The following is a 22045-nucleotide window of genomic DNA, read 5'->3' as shown; positions in this document are numbered from 1 at the left end:
GGCGGGCGAGACTGGGTGACGCCGTAGACGCCGAGAGGGATGGATGCCATGACGAGGCTGAAGGACGCAGTGATCGCGGGGGCCCGGGGCCTCTATCTGGCGATCGTCTCGCTGGTGGGGTCGAACATCCTCTTCGTGTTCTCGGTCGTCTCGATCGCGTTCCTCCCGCTCGGCATCGGCTTCCTCACCACCCCGGCCATCCTCATGGGGGTGCGCAAGTACGCCGACGCGCACCGCGTACGGGCTGCCGAGTGGTCCGGGGTGCGGATCCCGGTGCCCTACCGCCCCTTCCCCGCCGGGCGGCGGTCCGGCCTCGCCGGGCAGGTGGAGCGCTGCTCGCTGATGCTGAAGGACCCCGCGACCTGGCGCGACCTCCAGTGGCTCCTGGTGAACATGTCCGCGGGTGCCGTCGTGGCGCTCCTGCCCCCGGTGCTGCTGCTCTACATGGTGTACGGCTGGGTCCTCGCGCTCGGCGTGTGGGAGCCGATCCACGACGCAGGCGGCGGCGAGTGGTTCGCCTTCATCCATGTGACCTCGCAGTCCACCGCCAACCAGGCGGCCGTGCTCGGCGTGGGCATCTTCCTGCTGGGCGTCGCGGTCAACACCTCGCTCATACGCGCCCACTTCCTCCTCGCCCGTACGCTGCTCGCGCCCACGGCCGCCATGCGGGAGCGGCAACTGGCCGACCGCGTCGACCGGTTGACCGAGACCCGGCACGACGCCGTGGACAACTCCGCCGCCGAACTGCGCCGCATCGAGCGCGACCTGCACGACGGCGCGCAGGCCCGCCTGGTCGCCATGGGCATGGACCTCGGCACCATCGAGGCGCTCGTCGAGACGGACCCGGCCAAGGCCAAGCAGCTGCTCGCCGAGGCCCGGCGGAACTCCGGCGAGGCGCTGGGCGAACTGCGCGACCTGGTCCGCGGCATCCACCCGCCGGTCCTCGCCGAACGCGGCCTCGGGGACGCGGTGAAGGCCCTCGCGCTGCGCCTGCCGGTGGCCACCGAGGTCGACGTGGAGCTGCCGGGGCGGGCCGGGGCCCCGGTCGAGTCGGCGGCGTACTTCGCGGTGAGCGAGGCGCTGACGAACGCGATCAAGCACTCGGGCGCCGACCGCGTCTGGGTGGACGTCCACCACGCCGACGGCATGCTCCGCGTCGCCGTCACCGACAACGGCGAGGGCGGCGCGGACCCCGGGGCGGGCTCCGGGCTGAGCGGGATCGAACGCCGACTCGGTACATTCGACGGCGTCCTGGCCGTCAGCAGCCCCGCGGGCGGTCCCACCATGGTCACCATGGAGATCCCTTGCGCGTTGTCCTAGCCGAAGACCTCTTCCTGCTGCGCGACGGTCTGGTGCGGATGCTGGAGGCATTCGGCTTCGAGATCGCGGCCGCCGTGGAGAGCGGGCCCGAACTCACCAAGGCCCTGGCCGAGTTGGAGCCGGACGTCGCCGTCGTCGATGTCCGGCTCCCGCCGTCCCACACGGACGAGGGCCTCCAGTGCGCGCTGGCCGCCCGCCGCGCCCGGCCCGGACTGCCCGTCCTCGTCCTCTCGCAGCACGTCGAGCAGTTGTACGCGCGTGAGCTGTTGGCCGACGGCACGGGCGGCGTCGGCTACCTCCTGAAGGACCGGGTCTTCGACGCGGCGCAGTTCATCGACGCCGTGCGCAGGGTCGCGGCCGGCGGCACCGCCATGGACCCGCAGGTGATCCAGCAGCTCCTGTCCCGGCGCTCGCGCGACCAGCCGCTCGGGGCGCTCACCCCGCGCGAGCGCGAGGTGCTCGAACTCATGGCGCAGGGCCGCTCGAACACGGCGATCGCCTCGCAGCTCGTCGTCACCGAGCGGGCGATCGCCAAGCACACGTCGAACATCTTCGGAAAGCTCGGCCTGCCGGTGTCGGACGACGACAACCGGCGGGTGCTCGCGGTGCTGGCCTATCTGGACCAAGGGCGCTGAACGCGCGGGGCAGTTGATGCGTATGTAGTCCCATGGGACGCACATCACGAAAACGATCCAAGCTGGCGGGACGGATGATCGGCGCGTCGGCGGCCCTGCTCCTGGGCGGCGGCGGCCTGGTCGCGGTGAATGTCCACGCGAACGCCGACGAGACCGGCGACCGGCCCCCTCCGCGGAGCGCCGGGCAGCGGGTGTCGACCATCAGCTGCCCGGACGTGGCCACGGAACTGTCCGAGGTGCCCCCGCCGGCCCGCGAGGTGGTGGACCGCGAACTCGCCGAGCTGGACAGCCAGATCACCCGGGCCTACGACCAGTTCACCGCCGCGCGGGACAAGGAGTCCGTGCTCGACCCGCTGGCGGAGCGGCGGCGTGCCACCCTCGGCGAGATCGCGGACGCCATGGACCGGGCGGGCGGACGCCCCGAGGGGCTCGACGGCATGGCGCCCTGTACGTTGCGCGCCTCCACCGGAGACGGATCGCCATCCGGTGGCCGCAGCGAGAACGGGCCCGCCGCCGAGGACTTCGTCGCGATCGAGTCCGTCCGGCCCAACGTGAACCGGCCCCGTGAGCAGCGGGGCGCCTCCCGAGGCACCTTCACCACGAAGTGCGGGCGGAACGAGAACGGCAAGTTCAACCCGGACAACGTCATCGTCGCCCCCGGGGTGAGCAACGGCGCCCACCACATGCACGACTACGTGGGCAACCAGGAGACGGACGCGTTCTCCGACGACGACGACCTCGCCGGCGGTGGGACCAGCTGCCGCAACCAGGGCGACAAGTCGACGTACTACTGGCCCGTGCTGCGGCTCCAGAACGGGCGGGACGAGGACGACGCCCGGGCGGACGGCGGCGGCAAGGACCAGAACGTCGGCGAGATCCAGACCCCGGCCTCGGTCACGCTGAATTTCGTCGGCAATCCGCGGAGCAAGGTCGTCGCGATGCCGCGGTTCCTGCGGATCATCACCGGCGACGCCAAGGCGTTCACGAACGGCGACGCGAACGCCAACGCCTCGTGGAGCTGCACCGGTTTCGAGAACCGGCAGCTCAAGGACAAGTACCCGATCTGCCCCGAGGGCAGCAAGGTCGTGCGCAGGTTCGCCTTCCAGAGCTGCTGGGACGGGCGGAACACCGACAGCGCCAACCACCGCACCCACGTCGCCTTCGCCGACCGGCGCACCGGCGCCTGCCCGCAGGGCTTCCGGGCCATCCCGCAGCTGGTGCAGCGCATCGTCTACGACGTGCCGCCGGGCCCGGGGTTCGCCGTCGACTCCTTCCCCGAGCAGCTGCACAAACCCGTCACCGACCACGGCGACTTCATCAACGTCTTCGACGAGCGCCTGATGCGGCGCGTCGCGGGGTGCGTCAACTCCGGGCAGCGCTGCTCCTGAGGCCGGTCACACCCCTCGGGGCCGGCCCGCCACCCCCGGGCCGGCCCCTTCGCGTCAGCCCATGCGGTGACCGCGGTGGCCCCCGCCGTGCCCGTGCGCGGCGTCCACCACGGTCCCGCCGAGCCGCTCGCGCAGCGCCGCGATGTCGGCGGGGCCGCCGACCGCGACCCAGCTGCCGCCGACGAGGTACGTGCCCCCGTAGTCGTTCGCCTCGTCGAGCCATTCGGCCTGGCCGCGGGCGTTTGTGAAGGTTACGAGGACGTAGCGCCGGGCACCGTTGTCACAGGTGGCCTGACGCAGGTCGGCGGCGTCCGTCTGGATGTCGGCCGTGCACCCCGCCCTGGCCGCCAGCTGCTCCAGGCTGCCCCGCGCCGTGTCCGGTGCGTCGCCGCCCCCCGAGCCGCACCCCACGCCCACCGCACCGCATCCCACCAGCGCGAGCAGAAGGCCCACGCCCCTGCCCGCACGCGCCATCCGTGCTGCCCGCATCGCCCCACCAGCCTCTTCCGGCGAGTGCGACTCGCCTGTCTCGTATGCGCCTGTGTGGAAGGCCCGCCGCACGGATACCGTGCGCCGCAGCCTCACCTCAGGGGGTACACATGTCCGCACCGTCCCGACGTTCCCTGCTCGGCACCGCCGGCGCCCTCGGCCTCGGCGCCGCCGTCGGCGGGGTGCCGCTGCCGGCGCACGCCGCCGAAGGGTCCGCGAAGGCCCCCGCCTTCGATACGGATGCCGCGCGCGCGGCGCTCAACAGACTCCTGCCGCGGCACGCGGAACAGTTCCGGCTCACCCTCGTGCCCGCCCGAGGGCGCGAGGACCGCTTCCGGGTCACCGGCACCACCGGCCGGATCACGGTCACCGGCACGACGCCCGCCGTGCTCCTCACCGGCGTCCACTGGTACCTGAAGTACGTGTGCGGCGCCCACATCACCTGGAACGGCGACCAGCTCGACCTGCCGCGCAGGCTGCCCGCCCCGGTGAAGCCGCTGGAGCGGTCCACCTCGCTGCCCCACCGGTTCGCCCTGAACGACACCAACGACGGCTACACCGCGCCGTACGCCGACTGGGCGTACTGGGAGCGGATGATCGACGTACTCGCCCTGCACGGCTGCAACGAAGTGCTGGTGGTGGCGGGCGCCGAGGCCGTCTACCACCGGGTCCTCACGGAGTTCGGCTACTCCGACGCCGAGGCGCGGGCCTGGCTGCCGGCGCCCTCGCACCAGCCGTGGTGGCTGCTCCAGAACCTGTCGGGGTACGGCGGTCCCCTCACCGCGCGGCTCATCGCGGACCGCGCCGCGCTGGGGCGCAGGATCGCCGACCGGCTGCGCTCGCTCGGCATCGCTCCCGTGCTGCCCGGCTACTACGGGCACGTGCCCGACGGCTTCGTGGCGCGCAACGGCGGGGACGCGCGGGTCGTCCCGCAGGGCGTCTGGCACGGCTTCCCCCGGCCCGACTGGCTCGACCCGCGCACGGACGCCTTCGCCCGGGTCGCCGCCTCCTTCTACCGCCACCAGCGGGAGCTGTTCGGCGCCGCCGACCTGTTCAAGATGGACCTGCTGCACGAGGGCGGGACGCCCGGTGACGTGCCCGTGCCGGACGCGGCGAGAGGGGTGGAGAGAGCCCTGCGCGTCGCGAGACCCGGGGCCGTCTGGGTGATTCTGGGCTGGGAGGCCAACCCGCTGCCCGCGCTGCTCGACGCCGTCGACAAGAAGCGGATGCTGATCGTCGACGGCGTCTCGGACCGGTACGCGAGCGTCACCGACCGGGAGAAGGACTGGGGCGGCACGCCCTACGCCTTCGGCACCATCCCCAACTTCGGCGGCCGCACGACGATCGGCGCCCGCACCCACCTGTGGAACGAGAAGTTCTTCGCCTGGCGCGACAAGCCGGGCAGTGCGCTGGCGGGCACCGCCTTCATGCCCGAGGCCGCCGACCGCGACCCCGCCGCCTTCGAGCTGTTCTCCGAACTCGCCTGGACCAAGGCCCCGTTGGACCGCGCCGCGTGGTTCTCCTCGTACGCCGACTTCCGCTACGGCGGGCGGGACCGCGCCGCGCGCTCGGCCTGGCGGGCGCTGCACGACACCGCCTACCGGCACACCGCCGTGGAGCGCAGCGACGCCCACGACTCCCTGTTCGCCGCCCGCCCCGACCTGGCGGCGGCCCGCGCCGCCGAGTACGCGCCGCGCGCCCTCACCTACGACCCGGCCCGCTTCGACGCCGCGCTCGCCGGGCTGCTCGCGGTGCCGGGCGCCCTGCGGGGCAGCGCCGCCTACCGGTACGACCTGGTGGACGTGGCCCGCCAGGCCCTCGCCCACCGAAGCCGCCAGCTCCTGCCGCAGCTGCGGGCCGCGTACCGGCGCAAGGACCAGGAGGCCTTCCGCGCCCTTTCCACGCTGTGGCTGCGGCTGATGCGGCTCTCGGACGAGGTGACGGGCACCCACTCCGCCTTCCTGCTCGGGCCCTGGATCGAGGCGGCCCGGCGCATGGGCACGAGCGAGGCCGAGCGCGCCGAGTTCGAGCGGACCGCCAAGGTGCTGATCACCACGTGGGGCGGGCGTGCCACGGCCGACGGCGGCAAGCTCCACGAGTACGGCAACCGCGAGTGGCACGGCCTGCTGAGCGACTTCTACCTCCCCCGCTGGCAGCGGTGGCTCGACGAGCTGGCGGACGCCCTGGCCGCCGGGCGCGCGCCGGCGCCGGTCGACTGGTTCGCCGTGGAGGACTCCTGGACGCGGGAGCGCGAGGACTATCCGCTGCGCCCGGCCGGCGACGCCCACCGCACCGCCGCACGGGTGCGCGGCGTCCTCGCGCGGGCGCCCTACCAGGGGACCGTCGAGGTGACCGCTGAACCGCCCGCCTTCCCGCCGGGCGGTCACGCGCTGGTGAGCGCCGTCTTCCGCAACGTCAACGGGCTGCGCGCCACCGGCCGCGTGGACTTCGCGTTGACCGGCATCGAGGCCCGGCCGACCGGCCCGGTGTCCCTGCCGAGGGTCGGGCCCGGGGCGACGGGAAAGGTGACGTGGCGGGCCAGTGCGCCGGACACGCCCCTGGACCGGCCGCTGCGGCCGATGCCCTACGAGATCACCGTGCGGTACGGCCCGGCGGGCGAGCGGCGGGTGCGGCACGTCCACGAGGGGACCCTGTTCGAGGCAGGACCGGTGAGCGACGCGTGGCGGACGTACAGCGCCAACGCCGCCGTCTTCGGGGAGCTGGAAGAGCGGTACGCGATCGACGGGGGCGGCGCCGACCTGTGGAAGGGCACCGCCGAGTTCGGCACGCTGTACCGGCGGCAGGCGTTGCGGGACGGGGTGTCGGTGACGGTGCGCGTCGACACGCAGGCGGTCACGGGGCCCTGGGCGCGCGCCGGCCTCATCGCCCGCGACACCATGGCGACGCCGGGCTCCCGCGGCATCGTGAACCTCGCCGTCACCCCGGCCAACGGCGTCGTCCTGTCGTACGACACCAACGGCGACGGCACGCTGGACGCCTATCAGCGGATCACGGGCGTCAAGGCTCCGGTGCTGTTGCGCCTCACGCGTGCCGAGGGCTCCGTCACGGGCGCCTGCTCCACCGACGGCGGCGCCTCCTGGCGCACGGTGGCGACGGTGCGCGTGCCGGGCGCCGCCGCGGCGCAGGACGTGGGGATGTTCATGAGCGCGACGAACGGTGGTGACGAGGGGCGCGGGACGGTCGAGTTCAGCGACTGGGCGGTGACACCGTAAAGCCGTGCCGCGTGGGGCACGTGTGTGCGAGGGTGGGACCGTGAACGCGAACTGGGAAGAGCGCGTGGCGAAGGCCTGGGACACCTTCGACACCTACGAAGAGGACCGCGCCGGGGAGTTCCGCGCGCTGATCGGCCAACTGGCCGCGGAGCTGCCCGAGGGCGACCCCGCCGGCCTCTTCGAGCGGGCCTGCGCCTTCGACTCGACCGGGCACTCCGACCGGGCCGTGCCGCTGTACCAGGAGGCACTGGAGCGCGGCCTGGACGGTGGCCGCAGGCGGCGCGCGCTGATCCAACTCGCCAGTTCGCTGCGGAACGTGGGCCGGGCGGCGGAGGGCGTCGCGCTCCTCACCCCGGAACTGGACGCGGCGCCGGACGAGTTGGATGACGCCGTGCGCGCCGTCCTCGCGCTGTGCCTGGCGAACCTCGGCCGGGAACGCGAGGGCCTCGCCCTGGTGCTCGGCGCCCTCGCCCCCCATCTGCCGCGCTACCAGCGGTCCATGGGCGCCTACGCCCGCGCTCTCGTGGAGCCCGCCGAAGCCTGAGGTGACCAACCGACGATTCGCTCGTTTTGCTGAACGTGTCGTCGAATGTGCAGTCCAAGCAGCCGCAGTCCGCGAGCGCCAGCGGCCCCGCTCCCGTCGTCGACGTGGAGCAGGCCGAGGCCGCCCTCGTCGAGCACTACCCCCGGCTCGTCCGGCTCGCCTATCTGGTGCTGCCGCCGAGCCTCGGGCGCAACCGCCGCGTCCTGACCGCCCACGCCCTGACGCAGCGCGCCCTGCCGCGCGGCCGCACCCCGGGCACGGCGGTCGTCGTCCCCGCCCAGTACGGCGGCGGGGGCGGCCACCAGCGGGACCCCGGCTACGCGTACGTGCGCCTGCGGGTCCTGCGCGGCGCGCTCGACGCCGGGCTCCCCCTGACGTGGCGGGCCCGGCCCCGGCGGGCGCAACTGCCCCCGCTGCTGCCGCAGGTCCTGGGGCTCCGGCTCTTCCCGCACGCGGGCGGCGCCGACGAACTGGCCCTGGACCAGCACCTGGCCGAGCTGTCCGGCGCGGCCCGCGCCGCCTACGTGCTGCGGGGCCTGGAGGCGCTCGACGACGCCGGTGTGCGCACGGTGCTCGCGGCCGCCGGGTGCGACGACCCGGACGACGCCCTCGCCGAGGCGGACGAGGTCGAGGCGCGCTACGCCCTGCTGGCCTCCCCCGAGTTCGACCCCTGCTCCCTGCAGGCCCGGCCGACGGACCTGATGCGGCGCAGGCAGCACATGAAGGCCGCGGGCGTCGCGGCCGTCGCCCTGCTGGTGTGCGGGGCCCTGCTCGGCCTGCCGGGCGAGGGCTGGGGGCCCGACGGCGCCGCCGCTCCCCCGTACGCGCAGAACCCGGCCGGGCAAGCGGCCCTCGACCCGGGCCGGTTGACGGTGGCCACGGCGGGGGCGTGGAAACGTTCCGCCCGCGCCGACTTCTCGGTGTGGCCCGCCCGCGGCGGCCTCGTCGGCGACAAGGACCTCCTGCGCCGCGCCCTCGCCGTCTGGGCCCGGCCCGGCGGGACCGTCCAGGTCTCGGCCACCCCGGGCACGCCCTCCGGGGCGCCCCCGGGCCCCGCCCAGCTCCTCTTCGCCGGCGAGGTCGACGCCGCGCGCGTGGTGCTGTTCCACGACGGTCTGCGCATCGTGCGCTACGCCGAGCCGAAGGAGGGCACGAGCGGCGCCGCGCTGGACTTCGCGCGCGTGGACGGGGCGAGCGGCCCCGAGGCGAGCGCCGTCGTCGTCAGCCGCGCGGACGGCAACATCCGCTATCTGACGGCCCCCTGGGTCCGCGCCACCGAGGTCCGCGACCTCCTGAAGCCCGCCGGGCAGGCCGTGCCCCTGCGCCGCGACGAGGACGGTGTCACCGACCCCTTCTCCGGCCCCGCGCCGAGCGGCCGGTGCACGTCCTGGAACGCACTGCGGATGCGCGACGACTCCGGTACGGAGCGGATGTCCACCGACCTCGGCGAGCTGGTCCCCGCCCGGCTGACCGCGGGCCGCCCCGAGGCGCCGCGCGAGGCCACGCCCGCGGACTGGGTCAAGTCCGCCTGCTCCCTGGCCACGGTGCGCTCCAACGGCGTACGGACGGTGAACTCCTGGGCGTACGCCCGGCAGACGCTGCCCGAGGCCAACGGCGCCGCCCAGTGGGTCTGCAACCGGGCCGAGACCTGGCGGGGCGCGGGCAGCCGGAGCTTCGCGGAGATCCAGCCGGCCGATGTCCCGGCGGGCGCGGTGGCCGCCAAGGCGGAGGACTCCCCGGCGTGCGGGGTGCGCGACCCGAAGGTCCTCGCCGGCGTGCTGTGGAAGTCCCGGGCCGGCAACTGGTACCTCCTGGGCGCGGGCAGCAAGGACGTGGCGTCCCTGTCCTCGTCCGGCGGCGACCGCGTCCAGGACAACGTCATCGCGGTCAGGACGGCGCGCACCGCCCGCGTCCGGCTGACCGGCACCCTCGCGGACGGCACGAAGGTGACGACGCTCGGCTAGCGCGAGGCGGCGACGCTCCGGTGGGTGGCCCGGGAATTTCCCCCGCGCCACCCCCTGTACCACCCGGCCTACCCGTCAGTACATTGACGCCATGTCTCACAAGCAGAGCCGGGTGCCCGTCCCCGTCGCCTCCGAGCACATACCGCTCAAGGCGCGCGACGTCTCCTTCTCCTGGGCGGACACCCCGCTGCACTGGCTCCCGGGCGACCCGTTCACCGCGCACACCATCAACGTCCTGCACCTGCTGCTGCCGGCCGGGGAGCGCTGGTTCGTGCACGTGTACAAGCAGGTCCTGCCCCACATCCGGGACGAGCGGCTGCGCGCGGACGTCATCGGGTTCATCGGCCAGGAGGCGATGCACGCGCAGGCCCACGACGAGGTGCTGCCGCACCTCAAGGAGCAGGGACTGGACCCGACGCCCTACACCGCCCAGGTCGACTGGCTCTTCGAGAAGCTCCTCGGGGACCGCACCCTGCCGCCGGGCAGGGCGCGCCACTGGTGGCTGATGGAGCGCGTCGCGATGATCGCGGCCATCGAGCACTACACCGCCTTCCTCGGCGACTGGGTGCTCAACGCCGAGGAGCTGGACCGCAGGGGCGCGGATCCGACCATGCTGGACCTGCTGCGCTGGCACGGCGCCGAGGAGGTCGAGCACCGGTCGGTGGCCTTCGACCTGTTCCAGCACGTCGACGGCGGCTACCGGCGCCGGGTGCGGACCTGGGCGACCGCCTTCACCGCGCTGGTCTTCCTCTGGCAGCGCGGGGCGCGGTTCTTCATGGCGAACGATCCGACGCTCGTCGGCGGCCGGGCGAGCTTCCGGGCCTTCCACCGCGGCGGGCGCGCGGGCACCCTGCCGTCGACCGGCGCCATGCTGCGCTCCATCCCCCGCTATCTGAGCCGGGACTACCACCCGTCGCAGGAGGGCAGCACGGCCCAGGCCGTGGCCTATCTGGCGTCCTCGCCGGCCGCCACCGCCGCCGAGCAGGCCGCCGCCCAGCGGTCGAACGGAAGCGTCTGACATGCCCCGCATCCCCACGCTCGCCCTCGTCGCGGGCGGCGCCCTGCTCGCGCGGCGGGCCATGCGCCGCCGCATCGCCGCCTCCCCGCTGTGGCCGCTGCCCGCCCTGGAGGAGCCGGTTTCCGGACAGCCGCGCTCCCGGGCGCTGCGGCTGCGCGTGGCACGCCATGAGCGGGTGGCCGACGGCGTGGTGCAACTCCGCCTGGCGGGTCGGGACTTGCCGCGCTGGCGGCCGGGCGCCCATCTCGACCTGGTGCTCCCGTCGGGACGCGTGCGGCAGTACTCGCTGTGCGGCGACCCCGAGGACAGCTCCTCGTACACCGTCGCCACCAGGCTGATCGCCGCCGAGGACGGGGGCAGGGGCGGTTCGCGCGAGGTGCACGAGCGGTTGCGGGAGGGCGACGAGGTCGAGGTGCGCGGGCCGCGCAACCGCTTCCCGCTGGCGGACGCCCCCGCGTACGTCTTCGTCGCCGGCGGCATCGGGATCACGCCGATCCTGCCGATGCTGCGAGTCGTGGAGGCCTCGGGGGCGCCGTGGCGGCTGCTGTACGGGGGGCGTTCGCGCCGCTCCATGCCGTTCCTCGAAGAGGTCGGCAAGCTCGCCGGGGAGCGCGCGGGGCGGGTGACCGTCGTCGCCGAGGACGAGGACGGGCTGCCGGAGGTGGCCGCCTTCCTGAGCGGGACGCCCGAGGGCGCCGCCGTGCACGTGTGCGGGCCGCCTGCGCTGCTCGACGCGGTGACGGACGCGCTGCCGCAGGGGTGCGCGCTGCGGACGGAGCGGTTCTCGGCCGGCGCCCGGCCCGGCGGCGACACGGCCTTCGAGGTCGAACTGCGGCGCAGCGGGCGCACGGTGGCGGTCGCCGCCGACAGCACGGTGCTCGCCGCGGTCCGCACCGCACTGCCGGACACGGCGTACTCCTGCGAGCAGGGGTTTTGCGGTACGTGCCGACAGCGCGTGCTGGCCGGGGAGATCGACCACCGCGACGAGCTGCTCACGGACGGCGAGCGGGCGTCCGCCATGCTCATCTGCGTCTCGCGGGCGCACGGCGGACGGCTGGTGCTCGACCTGTGAGCCCCGGGGCGGATCCAGCCCCCGAAAGGCCGGATCCGCTCGGTAAGGTGTTCGTATGACAACCGGGGTACGCCGCAGGATGGGTGTCGAGGAGCGGCGGCAGCAACTGATCGGCGTCGCGCTCGACCTGTTCAGCCACCGCTCGCCCGACGACGTCTCCATCGACGAGATAGCGGCGGCCGCGGGCATCTCGCGCCCGCTCGTCTACCACTACTTCCCCGGCAAACTCAGCCTGTACGAGGCGGCGTTGCGGCGGGCGGCCGAGGACCTGGCCGAGCGGTTCGTGGAACCGCCCGAGGGCCCGCTCGGGGCCCGGCTGCTGCGGGTGATGGGCCGCTTCCTGTCCTTCGTGGACGAGCACGGGCCCGGCTTCTCCGCGCTGATGCGGGGCGGCCCGGCGGTCTCGGCGGGCGGTGGCTGCGCGGTGGGCACGGCGTCGACGACGAACGCCCTGATCGACTCCGTGCGGCAGGCGGCGTACGACCAGATCCTCGCGCACCTGAAGGTCACCGCGCCGTCCGCCCGGCTCGAACTGGTCGTGCGCTCCTGGATCTCGCTGGCCGAGTCCACGGCGCTGCTCTGGCTGGACGGCCGGCGCATCCCGCGCGCGGAGCTGGAGCGGCAACTGGTGCACGACTTCGTGGCGCTGACCGCCGTGAGCGCCGCGCACGACGAGGAGATGGCGGCGTTGCTGCGCGAGATCCTCGCCGAGGAGCCGGCCGACGGCCCGTTCGCCGAGCTGATCGGCCGCCTGGTCGCGCTGGCGCCGTGAGCGTCCCGCTGAGCGTGCGCGCGGCACGGGAGAGTGACACGGCCACCCTCGCGGGCCTCTACGACGGCGCGGCCCGCTGGATGCGGGAGCGCGGCATCGAGCAGTGGCAGCCGGGCGACAAGGACGAGCGGCACTTCCGCCGACTGATCACCTCGGGCGTCGATGAGGTGTGGCTCGCCCACGACGGCGAGGAGGTCGTCGGGGCGTTCGAGGTGTGGTGGCGGGACGAGGCCGCATGGGGTGTGCGGGCGCCGGACGCCGGCTATGTGCACCGGCTCATGGTGCGGCGCGGGGCGCGGCCCGGGACCGGGCGGGCGATGCTCGCGCGGGCCGAGCGGCGGATCGCCGCGGCCGGGCGCGCGCTGTGCCGGCTGGACTGCGTGACGGCCAGTCCCCGGCTGCGCGCGTACTACGAGGACGCCGGGTACACGGTCGTCGGCGAGTTGCCGGACAAGGTCGCCGCCGACGGCAGCACGTACGGCGTGACGTTGCTGGAGAAACGACTCACCGGGCGTTAGGGCCGGTCAGGCCGAGGACCAGGAGCGCGATGTCGTCGTCCCTGTCGTGGCCGAAGCAGGCGAGCAGGGTGTCGCACAGGGCCGCGACCCCGTGCGGCGCGTCGGCGGCGGCGGCCCGCAGGTGCTCCATGGAGACCGCGAGGTCGATGCCGCGGGTCTCGATGAGGCCGTCGGTGACCATGAGGAGCCGGTCGCTGGGGCGCAGCAGTGTCTCGGTGGGCGCGGGCCGCTCCAGGCCGAGGCCGAGCAGCGGGCCGCACGCATCGAGGTAGGCGGCGCTGCCGTCCTCGCCGACGACGAGCGGCGGGATGTGCCCGGCGTTGGAGACGCGGGTGCGTCCGGTCGCGGGGTCGACGAGGGCGAGGCAGAGCGTGGCCGTGACCTCGGGGTGGTAGCGCTGGAGCATTCTGTCGAGGCGGTGGGCGAGTGTCCTCGGGTCGGATTCGTCGACGCAGTAGGCGCGCAGGGCGTGCCGGATCTCGACCATCACGGTGGCGGCGTCCAGGGAGTGCCCGACGACGTCGCCGATGGCGGTGAGGACGCCCTGCGGGGTGGGCAGCGCGGCGTAGAAGTCACCGCCGATCTCCGTGTCGCTGGAGGCGGGTTCGTAGCGCACGACGATTTCCGCGCCGGGGACCTGGGGCACGAGCGCGGGCAGGAAGCTGCGCTGGAGGGTCAGCGCGATGTGCCGCTCCATCTCGTACATGAGCAGCCGCTCGGCGGCGAGCGCGGTGGCGTGGGCGAGCCGGCCCACCAGGCGCCCGGTGTCGGGGAGCGGCCCTTGCGCGTACGCGGGGGTGGCCAGGCACACGGGGGCGCTGCCCTCCCGGCTGCGGGCCAGGGCGAGCCGGGCCCCGTCGGGGCATCCGGCGGCGCCGGGGGCCTCCGCCTGGAAGAAGCCGGGCGGCCACAGCGGGGAGGGCGCGATGGTGCTGCGCACGCCGACGTGGCCGGACATGATGCGCAGGATGAGGCGGGCGACCGCGTCGTGGGCGCCGTCGTCGGGCAGTGAGGCGGCGGCCCTGCGCCGGGACAGGCCCCGGTGCATCGCGCCGTCGTGGCCGAGGATGAACGCGGCGGCGGGGCTGCGGGTGAGGCGGTCGGTGCCCGCTGCCGCGGCGTCGGCCAGTTCGCGCGGGCAGCGGGCGGACTGCACGTCGAGGATGGTCTCGGCGAGCCGCGTCAGGTGCCCGGCCTCGGCCTCGGCGTCGCTACGGTGGCGGGCGCCGCGGGCCACGGCGCGGACGACGGCCTGGATCTCCTCCGGCTCGGCGGGCACGGTCAGATAGGCCTCGCCGCCCGCGTCGAGACCGTGGCACCGGTCGAGGGGCGAGACGCGGGCGGCCGAGAAGTGCACGACGGGCAGGGCGGCGGTGTGCGGGGACTCCTTGAGGCGGCGGCACAGCTCGAAGCCGCTCATGTCGGGCAGGCCGACGTCGATGAGGGCCACGTCGGGCAGCTCGCCGGCGCGGTGCCGCGCCTCCAGTTCGGCGAGGGCCTCGCCCGCGGTCGCGGCGAGGACGACGCGGTGGCCGTCCCGGCGCAGGACAGCGCCCAGCGCGTATCGACTGGCGGCGACGTCGTCGACCACCAGGATCGTGGTGTCTGCCTTGCCGTTGACACTCAAGCTGGCCCCTTTGGGGCAGGGCGGCGGGGCAGGCCCCCCTCGGGCCTGCCCGACCAAGTTAGCGCTCCGGTACGCGCTGCGGGAGAAGACCGCGACGGCCCCACCGGGAACGGTGAAGATCCCCGGAAGCGCTCTCATGGAGGGTGCCCTTACCGATATGATCTGCGCCCTTCGCGTGAACTGTCCCCGGGTGGGGTGGTTGCCCTCGTCCCGGCGTCCTTGCGGGCGGCGACGGCGGAAGGGCCCCTCCGGCGGGCGGAGTCGTGACCTTCGCCTTCCGCGGGGCGTTCACCGGAGTGTCCGCACTCCTAAGGGGCCTCATGACCCAGCACGTCACCACCGCGCCCGCCCTCACCGACTCCATGCCGTGCCGGGAGTGGTGGCGCGACGCGGTCATCTACCAGGTCTACCCGCGCAGCTTCGCCGACGGCAACGGCGACGGCATGGGGGATCTGCCCGGCATCACGGCCCGGCTGCCGTACCTGCGCGATCTGGGCGTGGACGCCGTCTGGCTCTCCCCCTTCTACGTCTCGCCGCAGGCCGACGCCGGCTACGACGTGGCCGACTACCGCGCCGTCGACCCGGTGTTCGGCACGCTCGGCGACGCCGGCGACCTCGTGCGCGAAGCGCATGCGCTGGGGCTGCGCGTCATCGTCGACATCGTGCCCAACCACTGCTCGGATCAGCACGAGTGGTTCCGGCAGGCGCTGCGCGAGGGCCCCGCGTCGCCGCTGCGCGACCGCTTCCACTTCCGCCCCGGCAAGGGCGTTGACGGCGAACTGCCGCCCAACGACTGGGAGTCCGTCTTCGGCGGCCCCGCCTGGACCCGTGTCGAGGACGGCTCCTGGTACCTGCACCTCTTCGCGCCCCAGCAGCCCGACTTCAACTGGGACCACCCGGCCGTCAGGGACGAGTTCCGCTCCGTGCTGCGCTTCTGGCTGGACCTCGGCATCGACGGCTTCCGCATCGACGTGGCGCACGGCCTGGTCAAGGCGGCGGGCCTGCCCGACATCGGCCACGAGGAGCAGGTCAAGCTGCTCGGCGGGCAGGCCGTGCCGTACTTCGACCAGGACGGCGTGCACGAGATCTACCGCGACTGGCGCAGGATCCTCGCGGAGTACACGCGCGAGGAGGGCACGGAGCGCATCGCCGTCGCCGAGGCGTGGACGCCCACCGTCGAGCGCAGCGCGCGGTACCTGCGCCCCGACGAGCTGCACCAGGCCTTCAACTTCGAGTATCTGACCACCGGCTGGGACGCCGCCGCCCTGCGCGCCGTCATCGACCGCTCACTGGCCGCGATGAACGCCGTGGACGCCCCCGCCACCTGGGTGCTCTCCAACCACGACGTCGTACGCCACGCCACGCGCTTCGCCGACGGCGACGCGGCCCGCGGGCTGCGCCGGGCGCGGGCGGCCACGCTGCTGATGCTGGCGCTGCCCGGCTCCGCGTACCTCTACCAGGGCGAGGAGCTGGGTCTGCCCGAGGTCACCGAGCTGCCCGACGAGGTGCGCCAGGACCCGGCGTTCTTCCGCTCCACCGGGCAGGAGGGCACGCGCGACGGCTGCCGGGTGCCGCTGCCCTGGTGCGGGGAGCGCGCGCCGTTCGGGTTCGGCCCCGTCGAGGGCGGCCCGAGCTGGCTGCCGCAGCCGGGGTCCTGGAAGGACCTGTCGGTGGCGGCGCAGACCGGTGATCCGGCGTCGACGCTGGAGTTCTACCGCGCCGCGCTCGCCGTGCGCCGCGAGCACCCGGCGCTCGGCGCGGGCCGGGGCATCGAGTGGCTTCAGTCCCCGGCGGGTGTGCTCGCCTTCCGCCGCACGCGCGCCGGGGCGGCGTTCGTCTGCACGGTGAACCTCACCTCCCGGCCCGTCGCCCTGCCCACGCCGGGCACGCTGCTGCTGGCGAGCGCGCAGGTCGCGCCGGGGTGCGGGGAGAGCGTCCTGCCCGCCGACGCGACGGCCTGGTGGGCGGCCTGAGGCCTACCGGGCCGTCGCATCGGCGTCGGCGCGCGGCCGCGCCCCCGACGAGACGGAGCGGGTCGAACCCCCGCCGGACCTGGTGGTTCGCGGTTCAACCGCCTCGGTGCCCGGGCGCCCCTAGGGAATGCCCGGATCGCGGACTGGTACCTGTGGCGTAGCGAATGCGGTCCGAACCCGACCGGGGGATGATCGGTCGGGGGGCGGGCATCTGGCAGACTCAGGCCTATGGGTGAGACGATCGTGACGACACTTGAGGGCCGGCAGGCGCCCGCTGATCCACCCATCGCGGGTGACGATGAGCGCCGCGACGGGCAGGCCCTGCTGCGTCGTCTGCGTGCTCCCCGCCGCCCCCGGCTGTGGTTCGAGATCGTGCTGATCGCGGTGAGTTACTGGACGTACTCGCTGATCCGCAACGCCGTCCCGGAGCAGAAGGCGCAGGCCCTGCGCAACGCCGACTGGATCTGGCGCGTCGAGGGCGATCTGGGGATCGCCGTCGAGAGAAGCGTCAACCACGCCGTCGACTCGGTGACATGGCTCATCGTCGGCATGAACTACTACTACGCGACGCTGCACTTCGTGGTGACGCTCGGTGTCCTCGTCTGGCTCTTCCGCAGCCATCCGGGGCGGTACGCGGCCACGCGCCTGGTCCTGTTCGCCACGACGGCGGTGGCCCTCGTCGGCTACTACCTGTATCCACTGGCGCCCCCGCGCCTGATGAACGGCACCACCTTCATCGACACGGTCCTGGTGCACCACACCTGGGGCTCGATGGCCTCGGGCGACCTGAAGACCATGTCGAACCAGTACGCGGCGATGCCGTCCATGCACATCGGCTGGTCCCTGTGGTGCGGGCTGACGATCTTCGCCCTGGCCTCGGCGCCGTGGGCCAAGGTGCTCGGCCTGCTCTACCCCGTGACGACGCTGATGGTGATCGTGGCGACCGCCAACCACTTCTGGCTGGACGCGGTCGGCGGCATGATGTGCCTGGCCTTCGGCCTCCTGGTGGCCCGCCTCTGGTACGGGCGGCCGCCCCACCGGCTGCCGCGCGAGGTGGCGGTACGGGACGCCGAGACACCGCCCCTGCCGGTCAGGCTGTAGGGGCCGCTCGAAGCGGTCCCCCGCGCGGCCCTGAACCCCGCTAGCCCCCGTAGAACCGTTCGTCCACGACCGCCCGTGCCCGGCGCGTGATCCGCCGGTAGTCGTCCAGCATGTCCCCGACGTGCCCGGCGTCGTACCCCAGGTAGCGCCCGACGGCGGCCAGCTCCCGTCCTCCGGCGGGGAACGTGTCGCCCGCGCGGCCGCGCACCAGCATCACCGCGTTGCGCACGCGCGTCGCGAGGACCCACGCCTCGTCGAGGACCGCCGCCTCGTCGGCCGGGATCAGCTCCGCCTCGCGGGCCGCCGCCAGTGCCGCGCGGGTGCGGGTCGTGCGCAGACCCGGTACCCTGCCGCCGTGCTCCAGCTGGAGGAGCTGCACGGTCCATTCGACGTCGGAGAGGCCGCCGCGCCCCAGCTTGGCGTGCAGGGTCGGGTCGGCGCCGCGCGGCATCCGCTCCGCCTCCATGCGGGCCTTCAGCCGGCGGATCTCCCGCACCGCCTCCTCGCTGAGCCCCCGCTCCGGATAGCGCAGGGGGTCGGCCAGCTCGATGAAGGCGCGGCCCAGCTCCTCGTCCCCGGCCACCGGCTCGGCCCGCAGCAGCGCCTGGGACTCCCAGCCGAGGGACCAGCGGCGGTAGTACGCCTCGTACGACTTCAGGGTGCGCACCAGCGGGCCGCTCCTGCCCTCCGGGCGCAGATCGGCGTCTATGGCCAGCGGCGGGTCCGCGGAGGGCAGCTGCAGCAGCCTGCGCATCTCGGCGACGACCTTGGCGGCCGCCTGCGCGGCCTCCTGCTCGTCGGCGCCGTCCCGGGGCTCGTGGACGAAGAGGACGTCCGCGTCGGAGCCGTAGCCCAGTTCGTGGCCGCCGAAGCGGCCCATGCCGATGACCGCGAAGCGGGTCGGCAGCGTGTCGCCCCAGCCGTCGCGGACGACCGCGCGGAGGGTACCCGCGATGGTGGCGGCCGTCAGGTCGGAGATCGCGTCGCCCACCCGGTCCACGAGCGCGCCCGGATCGGCCTCGGCGGGGCTGTCCTCCGTGCCGTACGAGCCGATGATGTCGCCCGCGGCCGTGCGGAAGAGCTCGCGGCGGCGCACCCCACGGGCCGCCGTCACGCCCTGTTCCGCGCCGTCCGCGCGGCGCACCGCGGCCAGGATCTCCTGCTCCAGGTGGGCGCGGCCGCGCGGTACCAGGCCCCGCTCGTCGCCGAGCAGCGCGACCGCCTCGGGGGCGCGCAGCAGCAGGTCGGGCGCGAGACGGCCCGCGGAAAGGACCCGGGCGAGGTTCTCCGCGGCGGCCCCCTCGTCGCGCAGCAGCCGCAGGTACCACGGGGTCTTGCCGAGCGCGTCGGAGACCTGGCGGAAGTTCAGCAGGCCCGCGTCCGGGTCGGCGGAGTCGGCGAACCAGCCGAGCAGGACGGGCAGCAGCGTGCGCTGGATGGCCGCCTTGCGGGACACCCCGGAGGCGAGTGCCTCCAGGTGGCGCAGGGCGCCGCTCGGGTCCGCGTAGCCGAGTGCGACGAGCCGCTCGCGGGCCGCCTCGGTGCTCAGGCGGGCCTCGACGGGGGCGAGTTGGGCGACGGCGTCGAGCAGCGGGCGGTAGAAGAGCTTCTCGTGCAGCCGGCGTACGACGGAGGTGTGCCGCTTCCAGGCGCGGCTCAGCTCGGTGATCGGCTCCGTGCGCATCCCCAGGGAGCGGCCGATGCGCCGCAGGTCCGCGTCGTCCTTGGGCACCAGATGGGTGCGGCGCAGTTTGTACAGCTGGATGCGGTGTTCCAGGGAGCGCAGGAAGCGGTACGCGTCGTCGAGCTGGGCGGCGTCCACCCGGCCCACGTAGCCGCCCGCGCCGAGCGCGTGCAGGGCGACGAGCGTCGACCCGCTGCGGATCGAGGCGTCGCTGCGCCCGTGCACCAACTGGAGCATCTGGACGGCGAACTCGACGTCCCGCAGGCCGCCGGGACCGAGCTTCAGCTCCCGGTCGATCTCCCCCGCGGGGATGTTCTCGACGACCCTGCGGCGCATCTTCTGCACGTCGGGCACGAAGTTCTCGCGTTCCGCGGCGCGCCAGACGAGCGGGGTGAGCGTGGCGACGTACTCCTCGCCGAGGGCGTGGTCGCCCGCGACCGGGCGGGCCTTGAGCAGCGCCTGGAACTCCCAGGTCTTGGCCCACCGCTGGTAGTAGGCGAGGTGGCTGGAGAGGGTGCGCACCAGCGGGCCGTTCCTGCCCTCGGGGCGGAGGTTGGCGTCGACGGGCCAGATGGTGCCCTCGATGTTCGTCTCGGAGCAGATGCGCATCATGTGCGAGGCGAGCCGGGTGGCGGCCCGCAGTGCCTCGCCCTCGTCGGCGCCCGCCCCGCCGTCAGTGGGTTCGGCGACGAAGATGACGTCGACGTCGGAGACGTAGTTCAGTTCGTGGCCGCCGCACTTGCCCATCGCGACGACCGCGAGGCGGCACCGGGCGGCGTCGTCGGGCGCGGCCGCGCAGGCCATGGCGAGGGCCGCGCGCAGGGTCGCCGTGGCGAGGTCGGCCAGTTCGGCCGCCGCCTGGGCGACGTCGGTGGTGCCGCACACGTCCCGGGCGGCGATGGCCAGCAGGCAGCGGCGGTAGGCGACGCGCAGCGACACCGGGTCGGTGGCCTCGGCGAGGCCGCGTTCGAAGTCCGTCACGCCGGGGTGCAGGTCGGCCGACTCGTAGGTGGCGAGGGCCCGCCAGTCGCGGGGGTGCCGGGCGAGGTGGTCGGCGAGGGCCTCGGAGGCGCCGAGCACGCCGAGCAGCCGGTCGCGCAACGGCTTGGCGGTGACCAGGGTGTCCAGCAGTTCGCGCCGGCCGGTCGCGTCCTCCTGCGCCTCCACGAGCCGCACCAGGCCGAGCAGCGCCAGGTCCGGGTCGGCGGTGGCGCCGAGGGCGTCCAGGAGCAGCGGGTCGGAGCGGACGGCGCTCAGCTCCGGGGCGTCCAGGAGCCGCTCCGCCGCCGACGGGTCGGTGAAGCCGTGCCGCAGCAGCCGGGTGAACGTGCTGCTCCTGCGCCCTCCGGTCCCGCGCCAGCCCCCTTGCAGCGGGCGCCTGGCGCTGTCCCCTTCCTGCGGCAGCGTCATGGTCTCGCGCCTCCGTTCGATCACTTCTGGGCCAGAGCCTACGGCCTGTCCGCCGCGTTCCGCCCCCGCGGCCCCTGCGCGGCTGATGTACTGCCGCGCATGGAATACACGCTTGAAGTGATCCCGCTGCCGGTGAGCGACATCGACAGATCCAAGGAGTTCTACCGCGACAGGCTCGGCTTCCACGTCGACATCGACACGGAGGTCCTGCCGGGCATGCGCATCGTCCAGCTGACCCCGCCCGGCTCGGGCTGTTCCGTCGCCCTGGCCGCCCCCCGCCTCTGGGAGACGATGGGCGGGCCGGCGCCGGCCGCGGGCTCCTACCAGGGGCTGCAGCTGTGCGTCGCCGACGCGAAGGCCGCCCACGCCGAGCTGACCGCGCGCGGCCTGGACGTCACCGAGCCGGTCGAGCACGCGCCGCAGGACGGTGGCACGTTCATGTACTTCAAGGACCCGGACGGCAACGGCTGGGCGATCCAGGAGTACCGGGTGCGGGCGTCGACGCCGCTGCGGGACGCGATCGTCAGCGCCCCGTAGGGGTTCACGGCACCGGCTCCTCCCGTTGGTCTCGCGACATGGCGAGCCCTACGGGCGGGAAAGGGGCCGGCCAGCGGATCGCGGGGCCGGGTCCGGCCACGGGCCCCTGCTCGCCCTGGCCGCTTCGGCGGCCGTGCGCCAGCGCCTCGTGCGCGCGGGCCAGGCGGCTCCCCATCCGCGCCCGCTCCTGATGGCGCCGGGCCCGCCGCCAGGCGTCGCGCCAGCGGATCCGCTCGGCGCCGTCCGTCACGCCGCAGACCTCCAGGAAGGCCATGAGCTGGTCGACCGCCAGCGTGGAGCTGCCCGCCAGCATCCGCAGCACGGTGCTGTGCGGCAGCTCCCCGTGCCGGCCGGCCCGGCGTTCCATCTCGCCGAGGGGCATCGCCCCCGCCCGGTGGTAGAGCGCGCGCAGGGCGTGGTTCAGTTCGGCCCGGTCGTGCACCCGGTCCGGGGCGGGCACTTCGGCCCGGGGATTGCGTCGCCGGTGTGCGGCGTAGCGGGCGGCGCGCCACAGTCGCCGCGCTTCACCGACCGGCGCCCCGCAGGCCCGGGCGTAGGCCTCCACCACCGGCAGCCGGGGAACGCGGTTCCCGCTCGCGGCGCGGGAGAAGGTGGTGGCGGAGAAGGCGTGCCGGGACTCGTCCGCCAGCTGCCGGTGGGTCAGGCCCGCCGTCCGGCGCTGGGTGCGCAGCCACTCCGCGAGACCGCGCAGCTCCGGGTCGGGGGCGCGGATCGGCTGCTCCGGGCGTGCCACGGCCGA

Annotated in this window: 17 protein-coding genes; 13 read left to right on the top strand and 4 right to left on the bottom strand. The window is 74.4% G+C overall.

From position 1 onward, the window contains the following. The first annotated feature begins 39 nt into the window (after positions 1 to 39). From ACZ5GP_RS04150 to ACZ5GP_RS04140, 3 genes are all read left to right on the top strand, one after another. Positions 40 to 1320: a sensor histidine kinase gene (locus ACZ5GP_RS04150; protein ID WP_468749298.1), complete on the top strand. Its 1281-nt coding sequence runs from the start codon at positions 40 to 42 to the stop codon at positions 1318 to 1320. Then, complete coding sequence (locus ACZ5GP_RS04145; protein ID WP_468749297.1) at positions 1305 to 1955, top strand: LuxR C-terminal-related transcriptional regulator; 651 nt, start codon at positions 1305 to 1307, stop codon at positions 1953 to 1955. Before ACZ5GP_RS04150 ends, ACZ5GP_RS04145 begins: the two co-directional genes overlap by 16 nt. 74 nt (positions 1956 to 2029) lie before the next feature. Then, complete coding sequence (locus ACZ5GP_RS04140) at positions 2030 to 3343, top strand: DUF1996 domain-containing protein (protein ID WP_468749296.1); 1314 nt, start codon at positions 2030 to 2032, stop codon at positions 3341 to 3343. A gap of 54 nt (positions 3344 to 3397) precedes the next feature. Here the strand turns inward: ACZ5GP_RS04140 and ACZ5GP_RS04135 are convergent, their stop codons facing one another. Then, positions 3398 to 3832, bottom strand: a complete 435-nt coding sequence (locus ACZ5GP_RS04135) for a hypothetical protein (RefSeq protein ID WP_468749295.1) — start codon at positions 3830 to 3832, stop codon at positions 3398 to 3400. Between the two features lie 110 nt (positions 3833 to 3942). Between ACZ5GP_RS04135 and ACZ5GP_RS04130 the strand changes: the two genes are divergently transcribed. The 7 genes from ACZ5GP_RS04130 (at position 3943) to ACZ5GP_RS04100 (ending at position 12953) form a co-directional block, all read left to right on the top strand. Further along, a complete protein-coding gene (locus ACZ5GP_RS04130; RefSeq protein WP_468749294.1) occupies positions 3943 to 7065 on the top strand; it encodes an alpha-N-acetylglucosaminidase in 3123 nt (1040 codons plus the stop codon). A gap of 40 nt (positions 7066 to 7105) precedes the next feature. Then, positions 7106 to 7609 (top strand): tetratricopeptide repeat protein, encoded by a 504-nt coding sequence (locus ACZ5GP_RS04125; RefSeq protein WP_468749293.1) that lies wholly within the window; start codon positions 7106 to 7108, stop codon positions 7607 to 7609. Positions 7610 to 7635: 26 nt separating this feature from the next. Next, positions 7636 to 9573, top strand: a complete 1938-nt coding sequence (locus ACZ5GP_RS04120; RefSeq protein ID WP_468749292.1) for a hypothetical protein — start codon at positions 7636 to 7638, stop codon at positions 9571 to 9573. Between the two features lie 91 nt (positions 9574 to 9664). Continuing rightward, positions 9665 to 10591, top strand: coding sequence for a metal-dependent hydrolase (locus tag ACZ5GP_RS04115; RefSeq protein WP_468749291.1), 927 nt, complete (start codon positions 9665 to 9667; stop codon positions 10589 to 10591). 1 nt (position 10592) lies between these two features. Continuing rightward, positions 10593 to 11663, top strand: a complete 1071-nt coding sequence (locus tag ACZ5GP_RS04110; RefSeq protein WP_468749290.1) for a PDR/VanB family oxidoreductase — start codon at positions 10593 to 10595, stop codon at positions 11661 to 11663. A 55-nt stretch (positions 11664 to 11718) separates the two neighbouring features. Then, positions 11719 to 12435: a TetR/AcrR family transcriptional regulator gene (locus ACZ5GP_RS04105; RefSeq protein ID WP_358587326.1), complete on the top strand. Its 717-nt coding sequence runs from the start codon at positions 11719 to 11721 to the stop codon at positions 12433 to 12435. After that, positions 12432 to 12953 carry a GNAT family N-acetyltransferase gene (locus ACZ5GP_RS04100; protein ID WP_468749289.1) on the top strand — a complete coding sequence of 174 codons (522 nt, stop codon included), beginning with the start codon at positions 12432 to 12434 and terminating at the stop codon, positions 12951 to 12953. Before ACZ5GP_RS04105 ends, ACZ5GP_RS04100 begins: the two co-directional genes overlap by 4 nt. On the opposite strand, the gene ACZ5GP_RS04095 is transcribed toward ACZ5GP_RS04100, so the two are convergent. Next, positions 12940 to 14580, bottom strand: a complete 1641-nt coding sequence (locus ACZ5GP_RS04095) for a SpoIIE family protein phosphatase (RefSeq protein WP_468749288.1) — start codon at positions 14578 to 14580, stop codon at positions 12940 to 12942. The genes ACZ5GP_RS04100 and ACZ5GP_RS04095 overlap by 14 nt on opposite strands. A 320-nt stretch (positions 14581 to 14900) precedes the next feature. On the opposite strand from ACZ5GP_RS04095, the gene ACZ5GP_RS04090 reads away from it, so the two are divergent. Together ACZ5GP_RS04090 and ACZ5GP_RS04085 are read left to right on the top strand one after the other, a co-directional pair. After that, complete coding sequence (locus ACZ5GP_RS04090; protein WP_468749287.1) at positions 14901 to 16553, top strand: glycoside hydrolase family 13 protein; 1653 nt, start codon at positions 14901 to 14903, stop codon at positions 16551 to 16553. 228 nt (positions 16554 to 16781) lie between these two features. Continuing rightward, the gene (locus ACZ5GP_RS04085; RefSeq protein ID WP_468749286.1) at positions 16782 to 17654 is read left to right on the top strand and encodes a phosphatase PAP2 family protein; all 873 of its coding nucleotides are present in this window, start codon (positions 16782 to 16784) and stop codon (positions 17652 to 17654) included. 40 nt (positions 17655 to 17694) lie between these two features. On the opposite strand, the gene ACZ5GP_RS04080 is transcribed toward ACZ5GP_RS04085, so the two are convergent. After that, positions 17695 to 20748: a bifunctional [glutamine synthetase] adenylyltransferase/[glutamine synthetase]-adenylyl-L-tyrosine phosphorylase gene (locus ACZ5GP_RS04080; protein WP_468749285.1), complete on the bottom strand. Its 3054-nt coding sequence runs from the start codon at positions 20746 to 20748 to the stop codon at positions 17695 to 17697. Between the two features lie 99 nt (positions 20749 to 20847). Between ACZ5GP_RS04080 and ACZ5GP_RS04075 the strand changes: the two genes are divergently transcribed. Further along, complete coding sequence (locus ACZ5GP_RS04075; protein WP_468749284.1) at positions 20848 to 21285, top strand: VOC family protein; 438 nt, start codon at positions 20848 to 20850, stop codon at positions 21283 to 21285. Positions 21286 to 21289: 4 nt separating this feature from the next. Here the strand turns inward: ACZ5GP_RS04075 and ACZ5GP_RS04070 are convergent, their stop codons facing one another. After that, complete coding sequence (locus ACZ5GP_RS04070) at positions 21290 to 22039, bottom strand: helix-turn-helix domain-containing protein (RefSeq protein ID WP_468749283.1); 750 nt, start codon at positions 22037 to 22039, stop codon at positions 21290 to 21292. Positions 22040 to 22045 lie beyond the last annotated feature (6 nt).

The organism is Streptomyces sp. NPDC031466 (genome assembly GCF_055581265.1).
The sequence above is the reverse complement of the archived record's forward strand: the minus strand, read 5'-3'. Positions and strand labels throughout refer to the sequence as shown.